The sequence below is a fragment of the Streptomyces sp. NPDC007189 genome (assembly GCF_040703635.1).
GTDB lineage: Bacteria > Actinomycetota > Actinomycetes > Streptomycetales > Streptomycetaceae > Streptomyces.
Window position 1 is genome coordinate 77,924 of record NZ_JBEYEY010000006.1, and the last position, 25,211, is coordinate 103,134.

A 25,211-nucleotide genomic window follows, 5' to 3' on the forward strand; every position below is an offset into this window, starting at 1 on the left:
CGATTCGAATCACCGGGCACAGGCGTTCCCGTTCGCTCCTGGCGGCTACTCGACGACGATGCCGTTGAGCACGACCCGGCGCGGCGCCGCCAGCACCCGTACGTCGGCCCGCGGGTCGCCCTCGTACACCACCAGGTCGGCCGGTGCGCCCTCCTCGAGGCCGGGCCGGCCGAGCCAGGCGCGGGCGCCCCAGCTGGTCGCGGAGACGGCGTCCACGGCGGGGATGCCGGCGGCGACCAGCTCGGCCACCTCGGCCGCGACCAGGCCGTGGGCCAGTGAGCCGCCGGCGTCCGTGCCGACGTAGACCGGGATCCCGGCGTCGTAGGCGCCGCGCACGGTGTCGTAGCGGCGTTCGTGCAGCCGGCGCATGTGTGCGGACCAGCGCGGGTACCGGCTCTCGCCGCCCGCCGCGAGCTGCGGGAACGTGGCGATGTTGACGAGGGTCGGCACGATCGCGACGCCCCGCTCGGCGAACAGCGGGATCAGGTCGTCGGTCAGGCCGGTGGCGTGCTCGATGCAGTCGATGCCCGCCTCGACCAGGTCGCGCAGGGAGTTCTCGGCGAAGCAGTGGGCGGTGACGCGGGCGCCGAGCCGGTGGGCCTCGGCGATGGCTGCCTCGACCGCCTCGCGCGGCCAGCAGGGGGCGAGGTCACCGAGGTCGCGGTCGATCCAGTCGCCGACCAGCTTGACCCAGCCGTCGCCGCGCCGGGCCTCCTGGGCGACGTAGGCGACGAGGTCGTCGGGCTCGATCTCCCAGGCGAAGTTGCGGATGTAGCGGCGGGTGCGGGCGATGTGCCGGCCCGCCCGGATGATCTTCGGGAGGTCCTCGCGGTCGTCGACCCAGCGGGTGTCGGAGGGCGAGCCGGCGTCCCGGATCAGCAGGGTGCCGGCCTCCCGGTCGGTGAGCGCCTGCTTCTCCGCGGTCGCGGCGTCCACCGGGCCCTCGGCGCCGAGGCCGACATGGCAGTGGGCGTCGACCAGGCCGGGCAGCGCCCAGCCCTCGACGGTACGGATGTCACGGGCGCCGGCGGGGCGGTCGTACGACACCCGGCCCCCGACCACCCACAGTTCGTCGCGGACGTCGTCGGGTCCGGCCAGGACCCGCCCCTTCACGTGCAGCACGGCGCCATCGCTCATGCCCCCGACCTTAACGAGCTACGGCTGCTCGTTCCCCACCTGGTCGGAGGTCTCCTCCTCGACCTCGGCCATCGCCGGGTCGAGCAGGCGGGAGAGGAAGTGGCGGGTGCGTTCGTGCTGCGGGTTGCCGATGACCTGGTCGGGGCTGCCGTCCTCGACGATCACGCCGCCGTCCATGAAGACGACCCGGTCGGCGACCTCGCGGGCGAAGGTCATCTCGTGGGTGACGACCATCATCGTCATGCCCTCCTGCGCGAGCATCCGCATGACGGCGAGGACGTCGCCGACCAGTTCGGGGTCGAGCGCCGAGGTCGGCTCGTCGAAGAGCATGACCTCCGGGCCCATCGCCAGCGCCCGGGCGATGGCCACGCGCTGCTGCTGGCCACCGGAGAGGGAGGACGGGTAGGCGTCCGCCTTCTCGGCCAGGCCGACCCGGGCCAGGTTCTCCGCGGCGATCTTCGCGGCGGTCGCCTTGTCCCGGCGGAGCACCCGGCGCTGCGGCAGCGTGAGATTCTCGGTGACGCTGAGGTGCGGGAAGAGGTTGAACTGCTGGAAGACCATGCCGATCCTGCGGCGTACGGCGTCGATGTCGACGTCCGGGTCGGTGATCTCGGTGCCGCCGACGAAGACCTGGCCCTTGCTGGGCTCCTCCAGCAGGTTCACGCAGCGCAGCAGCGTGGACTTGCCGGAGCCGGAGGGGCCGATGACGCAGACGACCTCGCCCTGGCCGATCTCCAGGTCGATGCCGCGCAGGACGTGGTTGTCGCCGAAGGACTTGTGCAGGTCCCGGACACGGATCTCGGGGCGGCTCACGTGATGTCCTTTCGGGCCTTGGCCTCCAGACGGCGGGCGACGAAGCCGAGCGGGATGGTGACCAGCAGGTAGCACAGGCCCGCGACCAGGATCGGCGTGGAGTTGGCGGTCGTGCTCGCCAGGTCCCGGCCGAACTTCGACAGTTCGCGCTCCTCCAGGGTGACGCCGAGCAGCAGCACCAGGGAGGAGTCCTTGAAGAGCATGATCAGCTCGTTGGTGAGCGGCGGGAGGATGATCCGCACCGCCTGCGGGATGATGATGGAGATCATCGCGCGGGCGGGCGAGAAGCCCAGCGAACGGGCCGCCTCCGTCTGCCCCCTGGGCACCGCCTGGATGCCGGCGCGGAACGTCTCCGCCATGTAGGCGGCGCCGATGAGTCCGAGGCCGAGGGCGGCCTTGCCGTAGGTGCCGCCGGGGATCTCGGTGCCCGGGAAGGCCAGCGGTACGGCCACCGCGATGAAGACGAAGATCAGCAGGGCGGGCAGGCCGCGGAAGATCTCGATGTAGATGCCGGCCAGCCAGCGGTACGGGCCCACGGAGGACAGCCGCATCAGCGCGATGACCAGGCCGAGCCCGAGTCCGACGGCGAAGCCGGACACCGTGAAGAGCACGGTGTTCTTCAGCGCCAGCGTGATGACGTCGGGGAACATCTGCCGGGCGATGCCGCCCTGCGCGAACTGGTTCCGCAGCCGCCCCCAGTCCGCCGTGACCGCCAGGGCGATCACGGCGGCGGCGAAGACGGCGTACTGGACGCCCCGCGACAGCCGGCGCTTCTGACGTCGCGTCAGCCCCTTCTTCTTCGGCTGGAGTCGTACGTCCGTGTCGGTCATGAGGCGGCGGGAGAGGCGACGGAGGCGTCGTACGGGCCGATCCACTTCTCGTAGATCTTCTTGTAGGTGCCGTCGGCCTTGGCGTCCTTCAGGGCCTTGTTGATGGCGTCGAGCAGGGGCTTGTTGCCCTTCTTGACCGTGAAGCCGTACTGCTCGCCGGTCTTCAGGTTGTCGACGATCCTGAACTTGTCGGCGTTGGCCTTGTCCTTCAGCCAGCCCTGGACGACCGGGTAGTCGATGACGACGGCCTGGACCTGGCCGGTGCGCAGGCCGTTGAGGACGGCGTCGGAGGACTCGAAGGAGATCGGGTCGTAGCCCTTGCTCTTGGCGTAGTCCTCACCGGTGGTCTGCGCCTGGGCGCCCAGCTTTTTGCCCTTGGCCTTGACGTCCGCGAGCGAGGTCAGGCCGCTGCTCTTGGCGACGAGGACGGCCTGGGTGGCCTCGAAGTACGGGTCGGAGAAGTCGACGTTCTTCTTGCGCTCCGGCGTGATCGTCATGCCGGCGGCGGCCAGGTCGCACTGGCCGGAGTTGAGGAAGGCGCCGGTCTTGAAGTTCTCGAACGGCGTGTCGACGATCTGCTGCTTGACGCCGAGGTTCTTGGCGACGAGGTCGATGAGGGAGACGTCGAAGCCCTGCACCTTGCCGCCCACCTCGGACTGGAACGGCGGGTACGGCAGGTGGGTGCAGGTGGTCAGCTGACCGGCCTTGACGACGTGGACCCCCTTGACGGTGGCACCGGCGCTCCCCCCGCTGGACGAGGAGCAGCCGGCCACGACGAGGACGAGCCCGGCGGTCGTGGCGGTGGCAGCCAGGAGGCGGGTCCGGCGTCCGAGGAGCGTTTTCATGGGGGGGATCTTCTCTGTGGGGGACCTGTGGGTTCCGATTATAAGGAAGCGTTTGGGGCTCTCAAACCAAACCCATGGTCACGGGGGCGCCGGACCTAAGATCGGTGGAGTTGGCCCCGATATCGCCCCCGGATGAAGAAGAGAGCGCCGCCGTGACCCACCCGCTTCTGGACCTGCCCCCGCTGACCGCCGAGCGCTTCGCCGCCGTCGAGGACGCGGTCGCCCGGCTGCTGGACACCCGGCAGGACGTGCTGATCACCCAGGGCGAGGCGCTGCTGCCGCTGGAGGGCGCGATCCGGGCTGCGGCCGGTCCGGGCACGGTGGCCCTGAACGTGATCACCGGCCCGTACGGGCAGACGTTCGGGAACTGGCTGCGGGACTCGGGCGCGACCGTGTACGACCTCGCCGTCCCCTTCCACACGGCGGTGACCGCCGGGCAGATCCGGGAGGCGTTCGCCGAGCACTCCGAGATCGACTTCGTGTCCCTCGTCCACGCGGAGGCGGCGACCGGCAACACCAACCCGGTCGCGGAGATCGGCGAGGCGGTGCGGGAGCACGGCGCGCTGTTCTATCTGGACGCGGTCGCCTCCGTGGGCGCGGAGCCGGTGCTGCCGGACGCGTGGGGTGTGGACCTGTGCGTGATCGGCGCGCAGAAGGCGATGGGCGGCCCCGCGGGGGTGTCGGCGATCTCGGTGAGCGAGCGGGCCTGGGCGCGGATGGCGGCCAACCCGAACGCGCCGCGCCGCTCCTATCTGTCCCTGCTGGACTGGAAGGAGCGCTGGATCGACGCCGGCCGCAGGGCGCTGCCGCACGCTCCGGCGCAGCTGGAGATGCTGGCGCTCGAAGCGTGTCTGGAGCGGATCGAGTCGGTGGGTCTTGAGACGGTGATGGCCCGGCACCGGGAGGCCGCCCGGGTCGCGCGGGCGGGCGCTGTCGCCCTGGGCGGAGGCCTCGAGCCGTACGTGTACGAGGAGAAGGAAGCGGCGCCGGTGGCGACGACATTGCGGGTGCCCTCCGGGGTGGTGGCGTCGGAGCTGGTGGCCCGGGTCCTGAAGAGCGATCCCGCGCTGCCGGTCGCCGCCGGCGGCGGGGCGCTGGCCAAGGAGATGATCCGGGTCAACCACTACGGGGCGGACGCCTCGCGGGAGACCGTGGAGCGGTGTCTGGCGGCGATCGGGGCGGCACTCGGCGTCTGAATTCGACGGCGCCACCGCATTCCCAATTCAAAATTCAGATTGATTTCACAATTCCCGCCAATTTTCCCGGTGATAGCTTCCCGTCTTCTTCTGCCCGCTTTTTGCGAGGCTAAACAGGGAAGTTTTCCGGCAGGTTTCGAGCGGTTTCCGGGGTGTGACATACTCCACAGTAGAGTCGCTATGCCCCGATTTGTAGCGGGATAACTGGGGCATTTTGCCACTCCCTCGGTACGGTGCAGCGACGGCGCCCGTGCATTTCCTAATTCGCCTCGCTAAATTCGTGCCGCATGACTGCCGCACCCGCAGACCTGATCGTCGACCAGCCGTCGCTGACCGACGGAGCAGCGCTCTGGCGTCTCGCCAGGGACTCGAAAACCCTCGACCTGAACTCCTCGTACAGCTATCTGCTGTGGTGCCGGGACTTCGCCGGCACCTCCGCGGTGGCACGCGGTGCGGACGGGGAGCCGGTCGGATTCGTCACCGGCTACGTACGGCCGGAGCGCCCCCGCACGCTGCTCGTCTGGCAGGTGGCCGTCGACCCCGCCCAGCGGGGTCACGGCATCGCCGCCGCGCTGCTGGACGGGCTGACCGCACGGCTCACCGCCGAGCGCGGCATCACCGACGTGGAGACCACCATCACCCCCGGCAACACCGCCTCCGAGCGGCTGTTCACCTCGTTCGCCGCCCGGCACGGCGCGCGTCTGGAGCGTGAGGTGCTGTTCCCCGCCGAGCTGTTCCCGGACGGCCCGCACGACCCCGAAGTCCTGTACCGCATCGGCCCGCTGACCGCCTCCACCCCCCACTGAGGAGCGACCACCGTGACCATCACCCAGCCCGACCTCAGCGTTTTCGAGACCCTCGAGTCCGAGGTGCGCAGCTACTGCCGCGGCTGGCCCACGGTCTTCGACCGCGCACAGGGCAGCCGGATGTTCGACGAGGACGGCCATGCCTACCTCGACTTCTTCGCCGGGGCCGGCTCACTCAACTACGGCCACAACAACGCCGTGCTCAAACGGGCGTTGATCGACTACCTGTCCCGGGACGGGGTGACCCACGGCCTGGACATGTCGACCACGGCCAAGCGGTCCTTCCTGCAGGCCTTCCAGGATCTGGTGCTGCGCCCGCGCGACCTGCCGTACAAGGTCATGTTCCCGGGCCCGACCGGCACCAACGCCGTGGAGTCGGCGCTGAAGCTGGCCCGCAAGGTGAAGGGCCGGGAGTCGATCGTGTCGTTCACCAACGCCTTCCACGGCATGTCGCTGGGCTCGCTCGCCGTGACCGGCAACGCCTTCAAGCGGGCCGGCGCCGGGATCCCGCTGGTGCACGGCACGCCGATGCCGTTCGACAACTACTTCGACGGCAAGGTCCCCGACTTCCTGTGGTTCGAGCGGCTGCTGGAGGACCAGGGCTCCGGCCTGAACAAGCCCGCCGCCGTGATCGTGGAGACCGTGCAGGGCGAGGGCGGCATCAACGTCGCCCGGCCCGAGTGGCTGCGCGCCCTGAAGGAGCTGTGCGAGCGGCAGGACATGCTGCTCATCGTCGACGACATCCAGATGGGCTGCGGCCGTACCGGCGCCTTCTTCTCCTTCGAGGAGGCCGGGATCGTGCCCGACATCGTCACGGTGTCCAAGTCGATCAGCGGCTACGGGCTGCCGATGTCGCTGTGCCTGTTCAAGCCGGAGCTGGACGTCTGGGAGCCGGGCGAGCACAACGGCACCTTCCGCGGCAACAACCCGGCGTTCGTCACCGCCGCCGCGGCCCTGGAGACGTACTGGACCGACGGCTCGGCCATGGAGAAGCAGACCCGCACCCGGGGTGAGCAGGTCGAGCAGGCGCTGATCGCCATCACCGAGGAGAACCTCGCCGACGTCAAGGAGTACCGCGGCCGGGGCCTGGTGTGGGGCATGGAGTTCCACGACAAGAGCCGGGCCTCGAAGATCGCCCGGCGGGCCTTCGAACTCGGGCTGCTGATCGAGACGTCCGGCCCCGAGGGCGAGGTCGTCAAGCTGCTGCCCGCACTCACCGTCACCCCCGACGAGCTGGACGAGGGCCTGAGCGTCCTCGCCCGCGCCGTCCGGGAAACCGTCTGAACCGCAAGCCGACCAGGAGGAAGCACCACCGTGATCGTCCGATCGTTCAAGGACATCGAAGGCACCGACCGGCACGTCAAGTCCAAGTCCGGTACCTGGGAGAGCAAGCGGATCGTCCTCGCCAAGGAGCGGGTCGGCTTCTCGCTGCACGAGACCATCCTCTACGCCGGCACCGAGACGTCGATGTGGTACGCCAACCACATCGAGGCCGTCGTCTGCACCAAGGGCGAGGCCGAACTCACCGACCACGAGGCCGGGACGACGTACACCATCACGCCCGGCACCATGTACCTCCTCGACGGGCACGAGCGGCACACGCTGCGCGTCAAGGAGGACTTCCACTGCATCTGCGTGTTCAACCCGCCGGTGACCGGACGGGAGGACCACGACGAGAACGGCGTCTACCCGCTGCTCACCGAGCCCGAGGAGGTGTGAGAACCCATGACCACTGCTCCCGTGAAGGATCTCTACCCGACCCGCGGCACCACCGAGGTGACCGTCCCGCGCCAGGACCCGGTCGTCTGGGGCTCCCCGGACACGCCGGGCCCGATCGACACGGCCGACCTGCAGGCGTACGAGCGTGACGGCTTCCTCGCCGTCGACCAGCTGATCGCCCCGGACGAGGTCGAGGTCTACAAGCGCGAGCTGGACCGGCTGGTCTCCGACCCGGCGATCCGCGCCGACGAGCGCTCCATCGTGGAGCCGAAGTCGAAGGAGATCCGCTCGGTCTTCGAGGTGCACAGGATCAGCGAGGTGTTCGCGAACCTGGTGCGCGATCCGCGGGTGGTCGGCCGTGCCCGGCAGATCCTCGGCTCCGACGTGTACGTCCACCAGTCCCGGATCAACGTCAAGCCCGGCTTCGGCGCGAGCGGCTTCTACTGGCACTCGGACTTCGAGACCTGGCACGCCGAGGACGGCCTGCCGAACATGCGCACGGTGTCCGTCTCGATCGCGCTGACCGAGAACTACGACACCAACGGCGGCCTGATGATCATGCCGGGCTCGCACAGGACGTTCCTGGGCTGCGCGGGCGCCACGCCCGAGGACAACTACAAGAAGTCGCTGCAGATGCAGGACGCGGGCACGCCGTCGGACGAGGCGCTGACGCAGCTGGCGAGCGAGTACGGCATCCGGCTGTTCACCGGCAGGCCCGGCTCGGCGACCTGGTTCGACTGCAACTGCATGCACGGCTCCGGCGACAACATCACGCCGTACCCGCGCAGCAACGTGTTCATCGTGTTCAACAGCGTGGAGAACAAGGCCGTGGACCCGTTCGCGGCGCCCGTGCGGCGCCCCGAGTTCATCGGCGCGAGGGACTTCACCCCGGTGAAGTAGTCCCCCTTCCGGCACCGGGCCGGAGCCTCCTCGTGTGGGACGGGGGGCTCCGGCCCGGTCATGCCGTCAGCCGGCGAGCACGTCCAGCAGACGGTCGACGTCGGCGGGCGTGTTGTAGAGGTGGAAGGACGCGCGCAGGTTCCCGGCCCGGTTGGAGACCTCGATGCCGGCGCGGCTCAACTCCGGCTGGCGGACGCCGAGTCCGGGCACGGAGACGATGGCCGAGCCGGGGGCGGGCAGCGGTTCGTGGCCGAGCGGGACGAGCCCGGCGCGGAACCGGTCGGCCAGCGCCAGGTCGTGCGCCTGTACGGCGGCCACGCCCAGCTCCTCGATCAGGGCGAGCGAGCGGGCCACCCCGGTGTAGGTGAACAGGGCCGGGCTGACGTCGAACCGCCGTGCGGAGTGGGCGAGTCGGGTCACCGGGCCGTAGCAGCTGTTCCACGGCTCCTCGGCCGCGACCCAGCCCGCCAGCAGCGGGGACAGCGCGCCGAAGTCCTCGGGGACGACGAGGAAGGCCGCCCCGTGCGGGCCGAGCAGCCACTTGAAGGTGGTGGAGACGGTGAAGTCGTAGGCGTCGGCCTCCATCGGGAGCCAGCCGGCGGCCTGGGAGAAGTCGACGTAGGTGCGCGCACCGTGCGTGCGGGCCGCCTCGCGCAGGGCGGGCAGGTCGGCGATCCGTCCGTCGGCGGACTGGGCGGCGCTGACCGCGACCAGGGCGGTGCCGGGGCGGACCGACTCGGCGAGCCGTTCCAGCGGCACCGCGCGCACCTTGAGGTCGCCGCGCACATGGAACGGGTTCAGCACGGAGGTGAAGTCGTCCTCCGCGGTGAGCACTTCGGCGCCGGCGGGCAGCGAGGCGGCGATCAGCCCGGTCTGGGCGGACACCGACGGGCCCGCCGCCACCCGCTCGGCCGGCACTCCGGCCAGCCGGGCGAACGCGGCCCGGGCGGCCTCCACGTCCTCGAACAGCGGATCCAGCGGCCGGCCCGCGGCCCGGATCGCCACCGCCTCGTGCAGCGCGGCGACCGTACGGGCCGGGAGCAGGCCGCTGCTCGCGGTGTTCAGGTAGGTGTTCTCCGGGGCGAACTCGGCGCGGACGAGGCTCTCGAAGGTCTCCATGACCCCACTGTGCGGGTCGCGGAACCTCCCGTCCATTGCGATTTTTTGCGTGGACCCGCTCAGCAGTCCTTATACATCCGCTCCGACCTGCGTCTTTTCAGCCCTGCCGCGGCACCGCGCACCCGTCCGGCCCACAGCCGTCGGCGCCGCTCTGCCCGACCCGCTTCAGCGGGGAACGCTCGCCCCAGGCCTCGGTCAGTGCCTGGCTGAACACCTCGGCGGGCTGGGCGCCGGAGACGCCGTACGCCCGGTCGAGGACGAAGAAGGGCACGCCGGTCGCACCGAGCCGAGCGGCCTCACGCTCGTCGGCGCGGACCTCGTCGGCGTAGCGGGAGGGGTCGGCGAGCACCGCGCGGGCGGCGTCCGCGTCCAGCCCGGCCTCCACGGCCAGCTCGACGAGCCGCTCGTCGCCCTCGGTGAAGACGGACCGCTCCTCGGCGAAGTTCGCCCGGTAGAGGATCTGGATCAGCTCGTCCTGCCTGCCGTGCTCCTTGGCGAGGTGCAGCAGGCGGTGCATGTCGAAGGTGCTGCCGTGGTCGCGGCCCCGGGTGCGGTAGTCCAGGCCCTCGGCGGCGGCCTGGGCGCCGAGGTTGTCCTCGCCGGCCTCGGCCTGCGCCTGGCTCATGCCGTACTTCCTGGTCAGCATGGTGATCACCGGCTGGACGTCGCCCTTGGCGCGGTCAGGGTCCAGCTCGAAGGAGCGGTGCACGACCTCGACCTGGTCGCGGTGCGGGAAGGCCGCCAGCGCCTTCTCGAAGCGGGCCTTGCCCACGTAGCACCAGGGGCAGGCGATGTCGCTCCAGATCTCGACGCGCATGTCTTCGGCTCTCTCCGGTCGTACGGGCACGGAGACCCTCTCCGCCGCCGATACGTGAAGCTTCAATCAGCGCGGTTTCATTCCCCGGGCACCGAGAAACGCAGGCAGAGGTGGTGGTCGCCCTCGGCGGGTGGGTTCTCGGGGTCCGGGGCCCAGCCCTGGCGGGCGTAGAAGGCCTGGGCGCGCCGGTTGTTCGTGTGCACGTCGAGGACGGCGGTCCGCTTGCCGCCGGCCCGCCACTCCTCCACGCAGGCCGTGTGCAGGGCCGTGCCGATGCCGGAGCGCCAGTGGCCGGGGTCGACGTGGAACTGGAACAGCTTGACCTCGTCCGCAGGCGCACCGTCCGGGGTGCGGAAGGAGGCGATGCCGACGATCCGGCCCTGCTGGACGGCGCACAGGACGTGGCCGTCGGGGCGCCCGAGGGAACCGTGCCAGGCCTCCCTCCAGTCGACGTCGTCCTGCGGGAGGCCGTCCGGGTAGTACGTCGCGCGGGCCCGGACGTGCAGGTCGGCGATGACGTCGGCCTCGGCGGGCAGGGCGGTGCGGATCGTCAGAGCGTCGGTCACCCGGTCACTGATCATGCAACGGAGGACGTGACGGCGGCGGCACCGGTTCCGTGCCGGCTGAACTGGGCCCGGTACGCGCTCGGCGTGAGCCCGGTGCGGCGGACCATGTGGGCGCGCAGGGAGTCGGCGGTGCCGAGACCGCACGCGGCGGCCACCTGGTCCATGGCGAGCGTGGTGGTCTCCAGCAGCTCCTTGGCCCGCTCGATGCGCTGGTGCAGCAGCCACTGCAGCGGGCTGACACCGCTCTCGGCGTGGAAGCGCCGGGTGAGGGTGCGGACGGACACGCCGGCGTGCCGGGCCAGGTCGCTGAGGGTGAGCGGCTTGTCGAGGTTGCGCATGGCCCAGCCGCGGGTGTCGGCGCAGGCGGTGCCGCGCTCGGGCGGCAGCGGGGTATGGGTGAACTGGGTCTGGCCGCCGGGGCGGACCGGGGCGACCAGGGCGAGCCGGGCGACCTCGTTGGCGACGGCGGCGCCGTAGTCGGTGCGGATGATGTGCAGGCACAGGTCGATGCCGGCGGCGTAGCCGGACGAGGTGACGTAGGGGCCGTCCTGGACGTACAGGACGTCTCCTTGCAGTTCGACCTGCGGGTACCGTCTGCGCATCTCGTCGGCGTGCGCCCAGTACGTGGTGGCCCTGCGGCCGTGGAGCAGGCCCGCCTCGGCGAGTTGGAAGGCTCCGGTGCAGATGGAGGCGATCCGCTTGCCGGCGGCGGCCGCCTCGCGCACGGCGGCCACGATCCGCGGCTCCGGCTCGAACGGCGCGCCGGTGCCCGCGACGACCACCGTGTCCGCCTCCCGCACTGCGTCGAACCCGTGGCGTACGTACAGGTCGAGACCGCCGGTGGTGGGCACCGGGCCCGGCTCCGCGCTGCAGACGAGCACCTCGTAGCCCGGCCGGCCGTCCACCTCCACCTTGCCGAACAGCATCTCGGGGATCGCGACGTTGAACATCGAGACGGGTGTGGGCGCGATGACGGCGACTCGGTGCGGCATGGCCAGAACCTCCGGAGGCGTGGCATTCAGGCCACTACTGTACGCCGGCGAAGTTCCGCAGGATGGAGGCATGTCAACGAATCAGCTCCCCCGGTCCGAGCAACTCGCGCCGGTCGGCGGCGACTTGGCGGCCAAGGAAGTATCCGCCGCGCTCACCCTCACCGCCTCCCTGCTCGGCTTCGCGCTGATCTGCCTCGACGCGTCCGTGGTGAACGTGGCCCTGCCCGCGATCGGCACGTCCCTGGGCGGCGGGATGTCCGGCCTGCAGTGGGTGGTGGACGCCTACACGCTCGCCTTCGCGGCGCTGATGCTGTCCACCGGGGCGTTCTCGGACCGGGCCGGGGCGAGCCGGGCGTTCGCGCTCGGCACCGCGGTGTTCACCCTCGCCTCCGCGGCCTGCGGACTGGCACCGAACCTGCCGGCCCTGATCGGTGCCCGGGTGGTGCAGGGCGTCGCGGCGGCCGTGGTGCTCCCGGCCTCGCTGGCACTGGTGCGGCAGGCGTACCGGGAACCGGCCCGGCGGGCCCGCGCGGTGGCCGCCTGGGCGGCCGGCGGTTCGCTGGCGGTCGCGCTCGGTCCCGTGACGGGTGGCGCGCTGACCACGGCGTGGGACTGGCGCGGCATCTTCTTCGTCAACCTGCCGCTGGGCGCGGCGATCCTCGCGCTGCTGGTCCGCGCCCCGCGCTCGCGCCCCCGCCCGGCACCGCTGGACCTGCCCGGCCAGCTCACCGCGGTGGTGGCCCTCGTGGCCCTGACCTTCGCCGCGATCGAGGGCGGCACGGCGGGCGGGGCCGCGCTGGTCGTGGCCGTGGTCGCGGGCGCCGCGTTCCTTCGCGTCGAGGCACGCCGGCCGCACCCGGTGGTGCCCCTCAGCCTGTTCCGCAACCGGACCGTGGCCACGGCGGTCGCGGCCGGATCCGCGGTCAGCGTGGCCTTCTACAGCCTGGTGTTCGTCTTCTCCCTCTTCTTCCAGCAGGTCCAGGGCCGTTCCGCGCTGTACGCCGGGCTGATGTTCCTGCCCATGACGGGCCTGATCGCGGTGACCAACGTGGTGGCGGGCAAGCTCGCGGGCCGCTACGGCCCCCGGCTGCCGATGCTGGTGGGGCAACCGCTGGCCGTCGCCGGGCTGCTCGCGCTGCTGTACGTCGACGCGGGCACGCCGTCCGTGCTGGTGGCCGTGCTGCTGGTGCCGCTCGCGCTGGGCTGCGCACTGACGGTGCCGCCGCTCACCACCGCGATGATGGACGCCGTCCCCGCCGAGCGGGCGGGCCTCGCGGCCGGGGTGCTCAACGCGGCACGACAGGTGGCCGGCGGCCTGGGCATCGCGGTGTTCGGCGCGCTGCTCGGCCACGGCTTCGAGGCCGGCATGCGGCTGAGCCTGACCGTCAGCGCGGCCCTGCTCACGGTGACGTTCGCCCTCAGCTTCCGTCTCTCAGGTCGCTCGGCCAGGCGGTCCTGAACTCGATGTGGTCGTAGGTCACCACGCAGCCCTCGCCCAGGGGGGACTGGGTCATGAAGCCGACCAGCGCGTCGCCGGTCTCCTTCTCGTCGCCGAGGGTGAACAGCCGGACGAAGGTCCAGCGTTCACCGTCCCGGGAGGCGTGGAAGGCGAAGGCCCGCCCGGTCCGGCTGACCCGCAGCCAGACCGAACTGCCCTCCACCGTGAAGGAGTTGGCGTCGTCGGAGTGGCCCCGGGTGACCACCGTGCAGACGGTGGGCACGTCCGGGGAGTACTCCAGGCAGAGCTTGGCCCAGGCCCGGTCGCCGACGTGGACGTACAGCACGCCGGCGTCGAAGGCGGCCCGGAACCCCACGGTCACCCGGGCGATCAGCTGGAAGTCCCCGTCGGGCGCCCCCAGCAGCCTGGGGGCGTCGCAGGCGGGCTCCAGCGCGTCCCCGGTGGGCGGCACGAACCGGTCCTGCCGGGGCCCGGCCCACCCGGTGAGCACGCCGTCCTCGTACGACCAGTGCCCGTCGGGGCCGTAGGTGCGCAGCGCGAAGGGCAGTTCGGGCAGCTCTACGTCCATGGGGTGAGTTTCTCAGGTTCCTCGAACCGGTACCGGTGTTCAGCGTTCGAGGCGGCCGTTGAACCGCCGGGGAAGCCCCAGCGGGTTCTCGTCCCTCAGCTCGGCCGGCAGCAGCGCGGTGGGGGCGTTCTGGTACACCACCGGCCGCAGCCACCGCTCGATGGCCGTACCGCCCACCGAGGTGGACGTGGAGGTCGTCGCGGGGTACGGGCCCCCGTGGTGCTGGGCCGGCGCGACCGCGACCCCGGTCGGCCAGGCGTTGACCACCACGCGCCCCGCCAACGGGGTCAGCCGGGCGAGCAGTTCCGGCCCCCGCCCGTGCCCGGCGGCCTCCTGCGAGGACAGCTGGACCGTGGCCGTGAGGTTGCCCGGCAGCCGGGACAGCACCGCCGCGGCCTCCTCCTCGTCGGCATAGCGGGCCACCACGGTGACCGGCCCGAAGCACTCCTCCAGCAGCAGGTCGTACGCGCCCTCGTCCACGAGCCGGCTCGCCGGCGCGGTGAGGAAGCCGGCGCTCACCGAGTGCTCGCCGCCCGCGCCCGGGGTGACCGGGGAGTCCACCTCGGGCAGCTGTGTGCGTTCGGCGACCCCGGCGAGGAAGTTGTCCCGCATCCGGTGGTCGAGCAGCACGCCCGCCTCGGTGTCGCTCACCGCGTCCGTCAGGGACTTCACGAGGCCGTCGCCCGCCGCGCCGGACGGCACGAGCACCAGGCCCGGCTTGACGCAGAACTGCCCGACGCCCATCGTCATGGACCCGGCGAGACCGGCCCCGATCTCCTCGGCGCGCTCGGCGGCGGCGGCCTCGGTGACCAGCACCGGGTTCAGCGAGCCGAGTTCGCCGTGGAACGGGATCGGCACGGGCCGCGCGGCGGCCGCGTCGAACAGGGCCCGGCCACCGCGCACGGAACCGGTGAAGCCGGCCGCGGCGACCAGCGGGTGCTGGATCAGCTCGACGCCCGCCTCGAAGCCGTGCACGAGTCCGACGACGCCGTCGGGGATGCCGTGCTCGGCGGCGGCCCGGCGCAGCACCTTGGCGACCAGCTCGGACAGGGCCGGGTGGTCGGGGTGGGCCTTGACGACGACCGGGCAGCCCGCGGCCAGCGCGCTCGCGGTGTCGCCGCCCGCGACGGAGAAGGCGAAGGGGAAGTTGGAGGCGGAGTAGACGGCGACGACGCCGAGCGGGACCTTGTAGCGGCGCAGGTCCGGGATGGGCGGCGTCGCGGTCGCGTCGGGGTGGTCGATGACGACGTCGAGGAAGGCGCCCTCGTCGACGATGTCGGCGAAGGCCCGCAGCTGGAAGCCGGTGCGGGCGAGTTCGCCGGTCAGCCGGGCCGGGCCGAGCGCGGTCTCGGCGTCGGCGGTCTCGACCAGACCGTCCTTGGCCGCGTCCAGGCCCGCGGCGGCCGAGCGCAGGAACGCGGAGCGCACCGCCCGGTCGTCGAGGGCGCCGCGCGCGGCGTGGGCCGCCCTGACCGCGGCGTCCACCTCCTGGGCTGTGGCCTCCACCGCAACCTGTTCGCGCTGCTTCCCGGTACGCGGGTCGACACTCCAGACTGGTGCTGCTGCCACCGCGGGATCCCTCCACATGTCATGCCGCAGTACTGGCTCATCCATCAGCGGCGTTCGATATACTGAACGCTGTCTCTGATGATGAATACTCTGTCGGAGACTATGTGGCGTCCAACGAAGGGGTCAAGGGCGATGTCGGTGGCCGAGACAGGCGGCGGGGCGCAGGTCAAGTCCGCGGTGCGGACGGTGGAACTGCTCGAGTACTTCGCCGGAAAGCCCGGAATGCACTCCCTGGCGGCCGTGCAGGAGGCCGTGGGCTATCCCAAGTCCAGCCTGTACATGCTGCTGCGCACGCTGGTGGAGCTGGGCTGGGTGGAGACGGACGCGACGGGCACGCGGTACGGCATCGGGGTGCGGGCGCTGCTGGTCGGCACCTCCTACATCGACGGCGACGAGGTGGTGGCCGCCGCCCGGCCGACCCTGGACCGGCTCTCCGACGACACCACGGAGACCATCCACCTGGCCCGGCTCGACGGCACCAACGTCGTTTACCTGGCCACCCGCCAGTCCCAGCACTACCTGCGCCCCTTCACCCGGGTCGGCCGCCGGCTCCCGGCCCACTCCACCTCCCTCGGCAAGGCGATCCTCGCCACCTACAGCGACGAGCAGGTGCGCAAGCTGCTGCCCGAGACGCTGCCCGCCCTCACCGAGAACACCCTCACCGACCGGGAGAAGCTCATCGAGGAGCTGCACCAGGTGCGCGAGCAGGGCTTCGCGGTCGACCGCGAGGAGAACACGCTGGGCCTGCGCTGCTTCGGCGTGGCGATCCCGTACCGCACCCCGGCCCGGGACGCGATCAGCTGCTCGGTGCCGGTGGCCCGGCTGACCCCCGCCCACGAGCAGATGATCAAGGACGCGCTGTTCGACGCCCGCGACCGGCTCACGCTGGCGACCCGCCGGCTCTGAGCGCGCACGGTCGTGGGCGCGGCGCCCGGGCCGTCGTAGGCTCGGGCCCCATGAAGATCGCGCTGCGTGCCGTCCAGGACAGCGATCTGCCGGTGTTCTTCCGGCAGATGACCGACCCGGAGTCCGTCCGGATGGCCGCGTTCGGCCCGGAACGGCCCTACGACCGGGAGTCCTTCGCGGCCCACTGGGAACGGCTGCGCACGACCTCCGACGTCCTGCGCACGGTCCTGGCCGACGGATGCGTGGCGGGCACCGCGGCGGTCTACGGAGCGGTCGGCGAGCGCGAGGTGACGTACTGGATCGACCGCTCCTACTGGGGCCGCGGTGTCGCCACGGCGGCGCTGCGGGCGCTGCTCGCCGAGGTGCCCGAACGGCCGCTGTACGCCCGGGCGGCGGCCGACAACGCCGCGTCGCTGCGGGTGCTGCACAAGTGCGGCTTCCGCGAGACGACCCGGGCCCGTGGGTACGCGAGCGGGCGGGGCCGGGAGATCGAGGAGGTCGTGCTCGTCCTGGACGCCTGACCTCCGCGCCCGCACGGCGGACCCGGAGCGTCGGACAGCAGGACGTGAACGCCCCGAGGGCGGGTTTCCTGAGCACACGCTGAGAAACCGGGGCGTACGGGAACGATCGGCCCCCTCCCGCTCGTCTTCGGAGCGGGATGAACAAGACGATCAGGCGGGCGTCCGTCTTCGCGCTGCTGCTCGTGCTCGCCCTGCTGGCCAGGGCGACATGGGTGCAGTTCTACGACGGCAAGGCCCTCGCGGACGACAACGACAACCGGCGGAACGCGATCCAGACGTACTCACGGCCGCTCGGCAACATCATCGTGGCCGGAAACGCGATCACCGGCTCCACGCGGACGAAGGGGAGCGACCTCGCGTACAAGCGGACGTACACGGACGGCGCGCTGTACGCGCCCGTGACGGGCTACGCCTCGCAGGCCTACGCCCCCACGCAGCTGGAGGGCATCTACCACGACCTGCTGAACGGCACGGACAACCGGCTGAAGACCGTGATGGACACGCTCACCGGCGAGCGCGCCGATCCGGGCGACGTGCTCACCACGATCGACCCGGACGTGCAGAAGGCCGGCTACCGCGCGCTCGACGGCAAGAAGGGCGGGGCCGTCGCGATCGACCCGAAGACCGGAAGGATCCTCGCGGTGGTGTCCACACCGTCGTACGACCCCTCCGCGCTCACCGACGCGAACACCGCCGGAGCCGCGTGGAAGCGGCTCAACGCGGACAAGGACAAGCCGCTCACCAACCGCGCGCTGCGCCAGCCGCTGCCGCCGGGCTCCACCTTCAAGCTGGTCGTCGCGGCGGCCGCGCTGGAGGACGGGCTGTACAAGAACGTGGACGACCCGACCGACAGCCCCGACCCCTACACCCCGCCGGGCACGACGCACGTGCTGGAGAACGAGAACAAGTCGGCGCCGTGCAGGAGCGCCTCGATCCGCGTGGCCCTGCAGTACTCCTGCAACAACGTCTTCGGGCACATGGCCGTCCAGCTCGGCCAGGACAAGGTGAGGGCGATGGCCGAGAAGTTCGGCTTCGACGACGACAGGCAGGACGTGCCGGTGCGGGCCTACGCCAGCGTCTACCCCTCGGGCATGGACAAGGCGCAGACCGCGCTGTCCGGCATCGGGCAGTTCGACGTCACCGCGACCCCGCTGCAGATGGCCATGGTGTCCGCGGCCATAGCCAACGGCGGCAAGCTGGTCTCGCCGCACATGGTGTCGCAGATCACCGACAGCGGCGGCGATGTGCTGCAGAACTACGACGACGACACGGACACCCGGCAGATCGTCAGCGCCTCCACCGCCGAGCAGCTCCAGTCGGCGATGGAGACGGTGGTCAAGGACGGCACGGGCACCAACGCCCTGATCGACGGGGCCACGGTCGGCGGCAAGACCGGCACCGCGCAGCACGGCGAGAACAACAGCAAGACGCCGTACGCCTGGTTCACGTCCTTCGCCAAGTCCGAGACGAACGGCAAGGAGGTGGCCGTCGCCGTGATGGTGGAGCAGTCCGACGCGGCCCGGTCGGAGGTCAGCGGCAACGGCCTGGCGGCGCCGGTGGCGAAGGCGATGATGCAGGCGGCGCTCAAGTAGCGCCCCTCGCTTCGCCCCTTCCCCTCGCCCCCTCACTTCACCCCGAGCACCTGCTCGACGGGGTCGATGGCGAAGTACACCAGGAACAGCGCCGAGACCCCCCACAGCAGCCAGTTCACCTCGCGTGCCCTGCCCAGCACCGTCTTGATGACGACGTAGGACAGGAAGCCCGCGCCGATCCCGTCGGTGATGGAGTAGGTGAACGGCATGGCGGCGATGGTGAGGAACGCCGGGATGGCGATGTCGTAGCGGTCCCAGTCGATGTGCTTGACGTGGGTCATCATCAGGAAGCCCACGGCGATCAGCGCGGGCGCCGCCGCCTGGAGCGGGACGATGGTGAGCAGCGGGGTGAGGAAGAGGGCGAGTCCGAACAGGCCGCCGGTGACGACGTTGGCGAGGCCGGTGCGGGCGCCCTCGCCGACGCCGGCCGCGGACTCGATGTAGGCGGTGTTGGAGGAGGCGGAGCCGAGACCGCCGGCGACGGCCGCGGCGCCGTCGATGAACAGCACCCGGCCGATGCCGGGCACCTGTCCCTTGTCGTCGAGCAGCCCGGCCTCCGCGCTGATGCCGACGATCGTGCCCATGGCGTCGAAGAAGTCGGACAGCACGAGGGTGAAGACGAGCAGGACGGCGGTGAGGACGCCCGCCTTGGCGAAGCCGCCGAACAGGCTGAAATGACCGATGAGCCCGAAGTCCGGGGCGGCGACGATCTTGTCGGGGACCTTGGGCGTGGTCAGGCCCCAGCTTCCGACGTCGGCGACGGCGTCGATGACGATCGCGACGACGGTCATGGTGACGATGCTGATGAGGATCGCGCCCTTCACCTTCCGGGCGAGCAGCGCGATGGTCAGCAGCACACCGAGGCAGAACACGAGCACCGGCCAGCCGGTGAGGCGTCCGACGGCGCCCAGCTGGACGGGCACGGTGGTGTGCGCGGCGTCCGGGATGCGGCTGACGAACCCGGCGTCGACGAAGCCGATGAAGGCGATGAACAGACCGATGCCGACACCGATGGCCTGCTTCAGCTGCTGCGGGATGGCGTTCATGATGGCCTGCCGCAGCCCGGTGAGCACCAGCAGGCAGATGACCAGGCCCTCCAGGACCACCAGGCCCATCGCGTCGGCCCAGCTCATCAGCGGCGCCAGCTGGAAGGCGACGACGGCGTTGAGGCCGAGGCCGGCGGCGATGGCGAGCGGGAGGTTGCCGCCGACGCCCATCACGATCGTCATCACGCACGCCACCAGCGCGGTGGCGGTGACCAGTTGGCCGGTGTCCAGGGTATGGCCGTACTTGTCCTTGGCGCTGCCCAGGATGACCGGGTTCAGGACGAGGATGTAGGCCATGGTGAAGAACGTGGCGAAGCCGCCGCGTATCTCCCGCCCGAACGTGGATCCCCGCTCGGAGATCCTGAAGTACCGGTCCACTGACATGGGTCCCACTCCTCGTCACCTGATGATCGGCGTGCGGATGCTGGCTGGATTGTTCCCCTGCTCAACCGGTTTCAGGTTTTCCCCGTGTTACGGAATCCGCTTCGGTGGACCACGGGTTCATCCGAGGCTGAGCAGCACCACGGCGGCGGCCGCGCCGGCGAGGCCGGCCGCCTGGGCCCGGGTCACCCTCTCGTGCAGGACGGCGAGCCCGAGGACCGTCGGGACGGCCGGGTACAGGGAGGCGAGGACGACGGCGACGGACAGGATCTGCTGCCGGGTCGCCCACAGGTAGAGGATCAGTGCGAGAGCCGCGCCGGCTCCGGTCAGGACCGCCAGGACCGTCAGGGCCGGTCGGCCGGCGTCCCGGATGCCGGCCGGGTGCCGCCGCATGCCCGGCAGCAGCAGGAGGACCGCGGCGAGCCGGCCCGCCGCCACCGGCCACAGACCGCTCGCCGGATCCGCCTGGGCGAGCCCGAGATACTGCACGGCGACGCCCACGCTGGCCGTCAGACCGTCCGCGGGCAGCCGCCCCGAACCCCCCGCGGCCCCGCCGCCGGCCACCAGCCACAGCGCGGGCACGGTGACGCAGATGCCCAGCCAGGCCAGGGGGGAGGGCCGGTCGCCGAGGAAGAGCACACCGCACACCACGGACAGGGCGACGCCCGTGACGGCGCTCACGGGCACTACGACGCTCATGGCGCCCCGGCTCAGGCCGCGGTTGAGGAAGTGCATGGCCACGGCGCTGCCGGCGCCGGACAGGGCGCCCCACAGCAGGTCCGCGGAGCGCACCGCGTGCGCGGGCACGGCAAGGGCGGCCGCCCCGGCGAAGAGGAGGCCGCCCAGCTGGCCGAGGAACGTGACCACGGCGAAGTGCGCACGGCGGGAGAGCACTCCGCCGGCGAAGTCGACGAGGCCGTAACAGGCCGCGGAGGCCAGCGCGAGGAAAGCACCCATCCCCTCCAGGTGCCCCCGCACCGGCGCCCCGATCCCGGTGCGCCTGGGAACCCTGCCGTGCGGCCGGGGCTCAGCCGACGAAGTACGTCGGGTTCGGCAGCTTGTAGGTGCGGTCGGCGTGGCCGCCGTCGAGGTCCGAGTACTGGTCGCCGAAGTTGGCGATGATGTCGTACCCCAGGTCGTCCTCGATGTGCTCGCGCGTGCCGGACTTGTACTGCACGGTGGTGCAGGTCCAGGTGCCCGGGGTGGCGCAGCCGCTCAGGTAGGCCGGCGGGTTGTCCTTGTCCTTGAGGAACATGTGGGCGGCGTCGAGGTTCACATCGGCGCCGACCTTCTTCAGGTTCGTGACGGCGGCGGCGCGCTGGGCCTCGGTCAGACCGGAGTTGTAGAAGACCTCGACGCCCTTGGACTCCGCGTACCGCACCAGCTCCGGGCTGCCGAAGACGGCCGGGCGGTCGGCGCGGTTCACGTAGTCGTTCCACGTGGTGGAGTTGTACGTGTAGTTGTAGCGCTTCTCGTAGTCGAGGCTGAGCAGCAGCGTGTCGTCGATGTCGAACACGACGGCCGGCTTCTCGCCGTGCCGGTGCGCCTGGCGCGCGGCCTTGTCGATGTACCGCTGGGCGTCCGCGTCGATGTCCGCCAGGTCCTTGGCGTACGGGCTGTCCGGGGACGCCTGGTAGACGCCGTTGCTGTCCGCCTTCGTGCCGTAGTAGGTGTCGATGTCCTTCACCAACTGCCCGATGTTGTAGGGCTCGTGGGTGGAGTTCGCCGTCGACTGCCCGGCGGTGGCCGCACCCGCGCCGTACAGTGCGACGCCGGCGAGGGCACAGGCGGCACCGGCGGCGACGACTCTGTGGGACTTCCGCATGGATTCTCCGGATCTGGTGAGGAGAGTTGATGTACCAGGCCAGGGACTGTCTACGCGCATAACAACTCCCACTGCGAGCCCTGTTACCCGATCGATACACAGGGTGCCGGGACTTTCGACGCGTGACATGCGGGTTCTTTCACCGCTCAGAGCGAGCGGGCCGGCAGGGGTCCCGGTCGCCGAGGGTGCCGCGCAGTGGGCAGGGCGCGGCTGCCGGGCGTCAGGACTCCTTCCAGGGCGTCCAGTCGCCCAGGTACGCCTCGCGGGTCGCGGACTCCGCTTCCGTGTCGGTCAGTTGGGGGCGGTTCTCCGGGACGGTGATCGCCGCTCCCGGGCCGGTGTTCCGGTACTCGGCGAACCGCTGCCGCTGCCACGGGTAGGCGTCCGCCATGTTGGTGTAGGGCGCGACCGCGTCGATGCCGGGGCCGAGCCAGGTGTCGCGGACGGTGAGCATCGGGCGGGCGGTGGTGTCGGAGCCGGGCACCCAGGGGCGGGCCAGCTTGTAGTACGCGTCGGGGGCCGCGCTGGTGACCCGGCCGCGGACGACCAGGAAGCCGCGCGGGTCGGCGACGGCGGTGGAGGGCGCGAAGACGAAGCCGTACGGGGCCGCCGTGAGGTCGGTGCGGTTCAGGGTGTGGAAGCGGCACTGCTCGTACACCGCCGTCGCCCGGCCGAACACGAAGTCGACGTCGCCCTCCACGTAGCAGTTGCGGAAGTACTGCCGGGCGAAGGCGGACAGGGCCATGGAGTCGGCGTACAGGGTGTCCTGGTGGCCGAGGAAGCGGCAGTGCAGGAAGGCGCTGCGGTCGCCCTGCACCTTCACGGCGACCGCCTGGGTGCCGGTGATGTCCGGGTGGTCGGCGCGCAGCCAGTCGTTGGCGAAGGTGATCCAGCGGGCGGTGAAGCCGTCGGCCTGCAGGGTCGTCGTGGCCGAGCCGGTGGTGCCGTAGGTGCCGCCGCCGGGCTTGGGGGTGCCGGCCGCGTTGTCGTGGACGATCACGACGTCGCGGGGGTTCTCGGAGGCGCCGATCCAGGTCATCTCCGTACGGCTCGGATCGACGGCGACCGTCTCCCGGTAGGTGCCGGGGGCGAGCACGAGGGTGCGGCCGCTGCCGGTGGCGGCGGTCACGGCGGCCTGGACGGAGGTGAAGTCGCCCCGGCCGTGCGGGTCGACGTACAGGGTCAGCGGGGTCAGACGGCGCTCCGGTGACCCGTACCGGCCGAACGGGCCCGGCGCCGCGGCGAGGGCCCGCGCGGGACCGGAGGCGAGGGCGAGCGCGGCGCCGGCGGTCGCGGTGAGGAAACCCCGTCTGGACAGGGCGGGATGGGGCGAGGGCATGCCTGTGCTCCTTCGCGGTGCGGCTGAAGGGGGATCAGGGGGCCGCCGGGGCGGGGGGGGGCGCCCCGGCGGCGGGTGGTTCAGCGCAGGTGACCGGCGCCCGCGCGGTGGTCGACGATGCCCGGCACGGCCTTCGCCGGGTCGGTCCGGGTGCGCAGGGCAGGCGTCCACCCGGCGCCGGACTGCAGGATCTCGCCCGGCACCTGGGCGTTGTGGACGGCGATGAGGTCGGTCAGGGCGCCGTTGACGTAGTTGTCGTCGGCGGTGAGCGGCGCCTCCTTCCACTTCTTCAGGATCAGACCGGCCTCGACCCCGTCCGGCAGGGTGAACGCGTTGTGCTCGGCGACGAGCCGGGACTCCATGCCGATGCCGTAGCTGTAGCCGTAGCCGTCCCCGGCGACGAAGTGGTTGTCGTAGGAGTCCACCTGCCCGAACCGCACGCGCGGGGCCCGTTCGACCAGGTTGCTGAACAGGTTGTGGTGGAAGGTGACCTTCAGGTGGCCCCGGTCGACGGCGGCCGTCGCGGCGCTGTCGCTGTTGCCGATGAGGATGGTCTTGTCGTGGTCCTCGAAGACGTTCCAGGAGGCGGTGACGTAGTCGGAGCCCTTGACGATGTCCATCTCGCCGTCGTGCTGCTGGTAGATGCGGCCGTAGTAGGACGGCAGGGTGCTGTCCGGGTGGTCGCCGTCGGTGAACGTGTTGTGGTCCATCCACACGTGCGTGCCGCCGTAGACGTCCACGCTGTCGTACTCGGAGTTCCAGTTGCCGTCGGCGGTGTCGGTCGGGTCCCACTGCGGGAAGCAGTCGAGGGGGCTCTCGAAACTCAGGTTGCGGACGATGACGTTGTCGACGCCCTTGATCTGGAGGCTGGCGCCCTTGAAGCCGGCGTCCTCGCCGATGCCGACGATGGTGGTGTTCGCGGGCACGTAGGCCTTGATGGAGGCGTCCTGCCGGGCCTCGGAGGCACGGCGCAGGCCCTCGGGGCTGTCGTCGGGTTCGCCGTCGAGGTTCTTGTCGCGGCCCCACACGGCCGGGTCGTAGGTCTTCAGGTAGGCGGCGAAGTCGTAGCCGGGCACGGCGAAGGAGTCGCAGCCGGGCCCGTCGGCGTCGATGGTGCCCTTGACCCTGATGATCCTGGGCGCGCTCCCGCCGTCCGCGAGGGCGGCCTTGAACTGGTCCCAGGTGCTGACGGTGTAGACGTGTGCGGCATCGGCGGCGGCGCCTCCGGTCGTGCCGCTGCCGTACGCCGCCCAGCCGTCCTTCGCGGGCAGCACCTGCCGGTCGGTGGCCGTCCGGTGCGCGGGCTGCGCGGCGGCGGTCCCCGTGACGGAGAGGACCAGGGCCGTGCAGCCGACGAGCGCTGCTATGACGCGTCCATGACATTTCTGTGTACGCACTGTGCGGGTCTCCTCTTGCCGAGAGGTCAGGATGGCGGGGCCGGCGGCCAGGTGATCCAGGACGCCGGGATGTCCTCGTGCAGCCGTACGACGTCGGGCCGGGCCAGCACCCGTGTGCGCAGCGACTCCTGCGCCACGAGCCGGGCCACGGCGATGGCGCCGGGCGGGTTGAAGTGCGTGTTGTCCTGCTCGGTGGCGGTCCAGTTGAAGTAGACCTTCGTCTCCTCCACGCCGAGCCGCTGCCACAGCGCCAGCGACAGCGCCTCGATGTCGAGCAGGGCGACGCCTTCCTCCCTCGCCAGCGCGCGCATGGCCGCCGGGTAGTCGCCGTGGGTGGACACGGCGTCGCCGTCGGCGTCGAACCTGCGGCGCTCCACGGGGGTGGCGAGGACGGGCCGGGCGCCACGGGAGCGGGCGCCGTCGATGTAGAGCCGCAGATACTGCTGGTACGTCGTCCACGGCTCGGTGTACCGGGTGGGATCGTCGGCCTTCTCGTCGTTGTGCGCGAACTGCACGAGCAGGAGATCGCCGGGCCGGATCACGGAGAGGACGGCGTCCAGCCGCCCCTCGTCGACGAAGCTCTTCGAACTCCGCCCGTTCACCGCCCGGTTGTCGACCTCCCATCCCTTGTGCAGAAAGAAGGGCAACGCCATTCCCCACCCCGTCTCCGGAGCTTCGCCGGCATATTTCTGCGCGGCCGTCGAATCACCGGCGATATAGAGGGTACGGGGGCGCCGGGCGGCCTGAGCGACACCGCCGACGGAAAATGCGAGAGGAACGGAAGCGATCGCGGCAAGGCCGACTTGTCTACGCGTGAGGGACACGGGGGTGCCTTTCCGACGAGGGGGCCACGGACCGTAGCCCCCGA

Annotated in this window: 25 protein-coding genes; 9 read left to right on the plus strand and 16 right to left on the minus strand. The window is 71.2% G+C overall.

The annotated features are described in order from the left end of the window. Positions 1-45: 45 nt before the first annotated feature. From AB0950_RS14530 to AB0950_RS14545, 4 genes are read right to left on the minus strand one after another with little or no spacing between them, the layout of a single operon-like run. A complete protein-coding gene (locus tag AB0950_RS14530) occupies positions 46-1,137 on the minus strand; it encodes an amidohydrolase family protein (RefSeq protein WP_360150741.1) in 1,092 nt (363 codons plus the stop codon). Positions 1,138-1,155: 18 nt separating this feature from the next. Continuing rightward, entirely contained in the window at positions 1,156-1,950 is a 795-nt protein-coding gene (locus AB0950_RS14535) for an amino acid ABC transporter ATP-binding protein (protein WP_366778629.1), read from the minus strand. Then, the gene (locus AB0950_RS14540) at positions 1,947-2,780 is read right to left on the minus strand and encodes an amino acid ABC transporter permease (RefSeq protein WP_360571255.1); all 834 of its coding nucleotides are present in this window, start codon (positions 2,778-2,780) and stop codon (positions 1,947-1,949) included. The genes AB0950_RS14535 and AB0950_RS14540 overlap by 4 nt, the downstream gene beginning before the upstream one ends. Beyond that, positions 2,777-3,625 carry a basic amino acid ABC transporter substrate-binding protein gene (locus AB0950_RS14545; RefSeq protein WP_360150732.1) on the minus strand — a complete coding sequence of 283 codons (849 nt, stop codon included), beginning with the start codon at positions 3,623-3,625 and terminating at the stop codon, positions 2,777-2,779. The genes AB0950_RS14540 and AB0950_RS14545 overlap by 4 nt, the downstream gene beginning before the upstream one ends. A gap of 152 nt (positions 3,626-3,777) precedes the next feature. On the opposite strand from AB0950_RS14545, the gene AB0950_RS14550 reads away from it, so the two are divergent. The 5 genes from AB0950_RS14550 (at position 3,778) to thpD (ending at position 8,246) form a co-directional block, all read left to right on the plus strand. Then, positions 3,778-4,821, plus strand: a complete 1,044-nt coding sequence (locus AB0950_RS14550; protein WP_366778630.1) for an aminotransferase class V-fold PLP-dependent enzyme — start codon at positions 3,778-3,780, stop codon at positions 4,819-4,821. A gap of 287 nt (positions 4,822-5,108) precedes the next feature. Beyond that, on the plus strand, positions 5,109-5,627 hold the full coding sequence (gene ectA / locus AB0950_RS14555; RefSeq protein WP_360150726.1) for a diaminobutyrate acetyltransferase: 519 nt from the start codon (positions 5,109-5,111) through the stop codon (positions 5,625-5,627). A gap of 12 nt (positions 5,628-5,639) precedes the next feature. Continuing rightward, positions 5,640-6,911 (plus strand): diaminobutyrate--2-oxoglutarate transaminase, encoded by a 1,272-nt coding sequence (gene ectB, locus AB0950_RS14560; RefSeq protein ID WP_366778631.1) that lies wholly within the window; start codon positions 5,640-5,642, stop codon positions 6,909-6,911. Positions 6,912-6,941: 30 nt separating this feature from the next. Next, positions 6,942-7,346: an ectoine synthase gene (locus tag AB0950_RS14565; RefSeq protein ID WP_360150720.1), complete on the plus strand. Its 405-nt coding sequence runs from the start codon at positions 6,942-6,944 to the stop codon at positions 7,344-7,346. Positions 7,347-7,352: 6 nt separating this feature from the next. Beyond that, the gene (thpD, locus tag AB0950_RS14570; protein WP_366778632.1) at positions 7,353-8,246 is read left to right on the plus strand and encodes an ectoine hydroxylase; all 894 of its coding nucleotides are present in this window, start codon (positions 7,353-7,355) and stop codon (positions 8,244-8,246) included. Between the two features lie 66 nt (positions 8,247-8,312). Here the strand turns inward: thpD and AB0950_RS14575 are convergent, their stop codons facing one another. The 4 genes from AB0950_RS14575 to AB0950_RS14590 all read right to left on the minus strand — a co-directional run bounded on the left by AB0950_RS14575 (position 8,313) and on the right by AB0950_RS14590 (position 11,740). Beyond that, positions 8,313-9,365 (minus strand): aminotransferase class V-fold PLP-dependent enzyme, encoded by a 1,053-nt coding sequence (locus AB0950_RS14575; RefSeq protein ID WP_360150714.1) that lies wholly within the window; start codon positions 9,363-9,365, stop codon positions 8,313-8,315. 97 nt (positions 9,366-9,462) lie between these two features. Further along, entirely contained in the window at positions 9,463-10,182 is a 720-nt protein-coding gene (locus AB0950_RS14580; RefSeq protein WP_366778633.1) for a DsbA family oxidoreductase, read from the minus strand. A 77-nt stretch (positions 10,183-10,259) separates the two neighbouring features. Next, positions 10,260-10,763 (minus strand): GNAT family N-acetyltransferase, encoded by a 504-nt coding sequence (locus AB0950_RS14585; RefSeq protein WP_366778634.1) that lies wholly within the window; start codon positions 10,761-10,763, stop codon positions 10,260-10,262. Then, complete coding sequence (locus AB0950_RS14590) at positions 10,760-11,740, minus strand: helix-turn-helix domain-containing protein (RefSeq protein ID WP_360150705.1); 981 nt, start codon at positions 11,738-11,740, stop codon at positions 10,760-10,762. Before AB0950_RS14590 ends, AB0950_RS14585 begins: the two co-directional genes overlap by 4 nt. 70 nt (positions 11,741-11,810) lie before the next feature. Between AB0950_RS14590 and AB0950_RS14595 the strand changes: the two genes are divergently transcribed. Further along, a complete protein-coding gene (locus AB0950_RS14595; RefSeq protein WP_366778635.1) occupies positions 11,811-13,199 on the plus strand; it encodes an MFS transporter in 1,389 nt (462 codons plus the stop codon). Here the strand turns inward: AB0950_RS14595 and AB0950_RS14600 are convergent. Together AB0950_RS14600 and AB0950_RS14605 are read right to left on the minus strand one after the other, a co-directional pair. Next, positions 13,159-13,767 carry a DUF1349 domain-containing protein gene (locus AB0950_RS14600; protein WP_360150699.1) on the minus strand — a complete coding sequence of 203 codons (609 nt, stop codon included), beginning with the start codon at positions 13,765-13,767 and terminating at the stop codon, positions 13,159-13,161. The two genes, AB0950_RS14595 and AB0950_RS14600, sit on opposite strands and share 41 nt — an antisense overlap. 39 nt (positions 13,768-13,806) lie before the next feature. Next, entirely contained in the window at positions 13,807-15,336 is a 1,530-nt protein-coding gene (locus AB0950_RS14605) for an aldehyde dehydrogenase (NADP(+)) (RefSeq protein ID WP_366778636.1), read from the minus strand. A 132-nt stretch (positions 15,337-15,468) separates the two neighbouring features. Between AB0950_RS14605 and AB0950_RS14610 the strand changes: the two genes are divergently transcribed. The 3 genes from AB0950_RS14610 (at position 15,469) to AB0950_RS14620 (ending at position 18,355) form a co-directional block, all read left to right on the plus strand. Next, positions 15,469-16,242: an IclR family transcriptional regulator gene (locus AB0950_RS14610; RefSeq protein ID WP_360150693.1), complete on the plus strand. Its 774-nt coding sequence runs from the start codon at positions 15,469-15,471 to the stop codon at positions 16,240-16,242. 50 nt (positions 16,243-16,292) lie between these two features. Further along, positions 16,293-16,763 carry a GNAT family N-acetyltransferase gene (locus AB0950_RS14615; RefSeq protein WP_360150690.1) on the plus strand — a complete coding sequence of 157 codons (471 nt, stop codon included), beginning with the start codon at positions 16,293-16,295 and terminating at the stop codon, positions 16,761-16,763. A 137-nt stretch (positions 16,764-16,900) separates the two neighbouring features. Then, positions 16,901-18,355, plus strand: coding sequence for a penicillin-binding transpeptidase domain-containing protein (locus AB0950_RS14620; protein ID WP_366778637.1), 1,455 nt, complete (start codon positions 16,901-16,903; stop codon positions 18,353-18,355). Positions 18,356-18,387: 32 nt separating this feature from the next. Here the strand turns inward: AB0950_RS14620 and AB0950_RS14625 are convergent, their stop codons facing one another. The 6 genes from AB0950_RS14625 to AB0950_RS14650 form a co-directional block, all read right to left on the minus strand. After that, entirely contained in the window at positions 18,388-19,785 is a 1,398-nt protein-coding gene (locus AB0950_RS14625; protein ID WP_360150684.1) for an NCS2 family permease, read from the minus strand. Between the two features lie 117 nt (positions 19,786-19,902). Next, entirely contained in the window at positions 19,903-20,739 is an 837-nt protein-coding gene (locus tag AB0950_RS14630; RefSeq protein ID WP_366778638.1) for an EamA family transporter, read from the minus strand. A 70-nt stretch (positions 20,740-20,809) separates the two neighbouring features. After that, positions 20,810-21,607, minus strand: a complete 798-nt coding sequence (locus AB0950_RS14635) for an HAD family acid phosphatase (RefSeq protein WP_360150678.1) — start codon at positions 21,605-21,607, stop codon at positions 20,810-20,812. A 220-nt stretch (positions 21,608-21,827) separates the two neighbouring features. Next, the gene (locus tag AB0950_RS14640) at positions 21,828-22,946 is read right to left on the minus strand and encodes a pectinesterase family protein (RefSeq protein ID WP_366778639.1); all 1,119 of its coding nucleotides are present in this window, start codon (positions 22,944-22,946) and stop codon (positions 21,828-21,830) included. A gap of 80 nt (positions 22,947-23,026) precedes the next feature. Beyond that, positions 23,027-24,343: a pectate lyase gene (locus tag AB0950_RS14645; RefSeq protein ID WP_360571281.1), complete on the minus strand. Its 1,317-nt coding sequence runs from the start codon at positions 24,341-24,343 to the stop codon at positions 23,027-23,029. Between the two features lie 26 nt (positions 24,344-24,369). After that, positions 24,370-25,167 (minus strand): rhamnogalacturonan acetylesterase, encoded by a 798-nt coding sequence (locus AB0950_RS14650; RefSeq protein WP_366778640.1) that lies wholly within the window; start codon positions 25,165-25,167, stop codon positions 24,370-24,372. Positions 25,168-25,211: the final 44 nt, after the last annotated feature.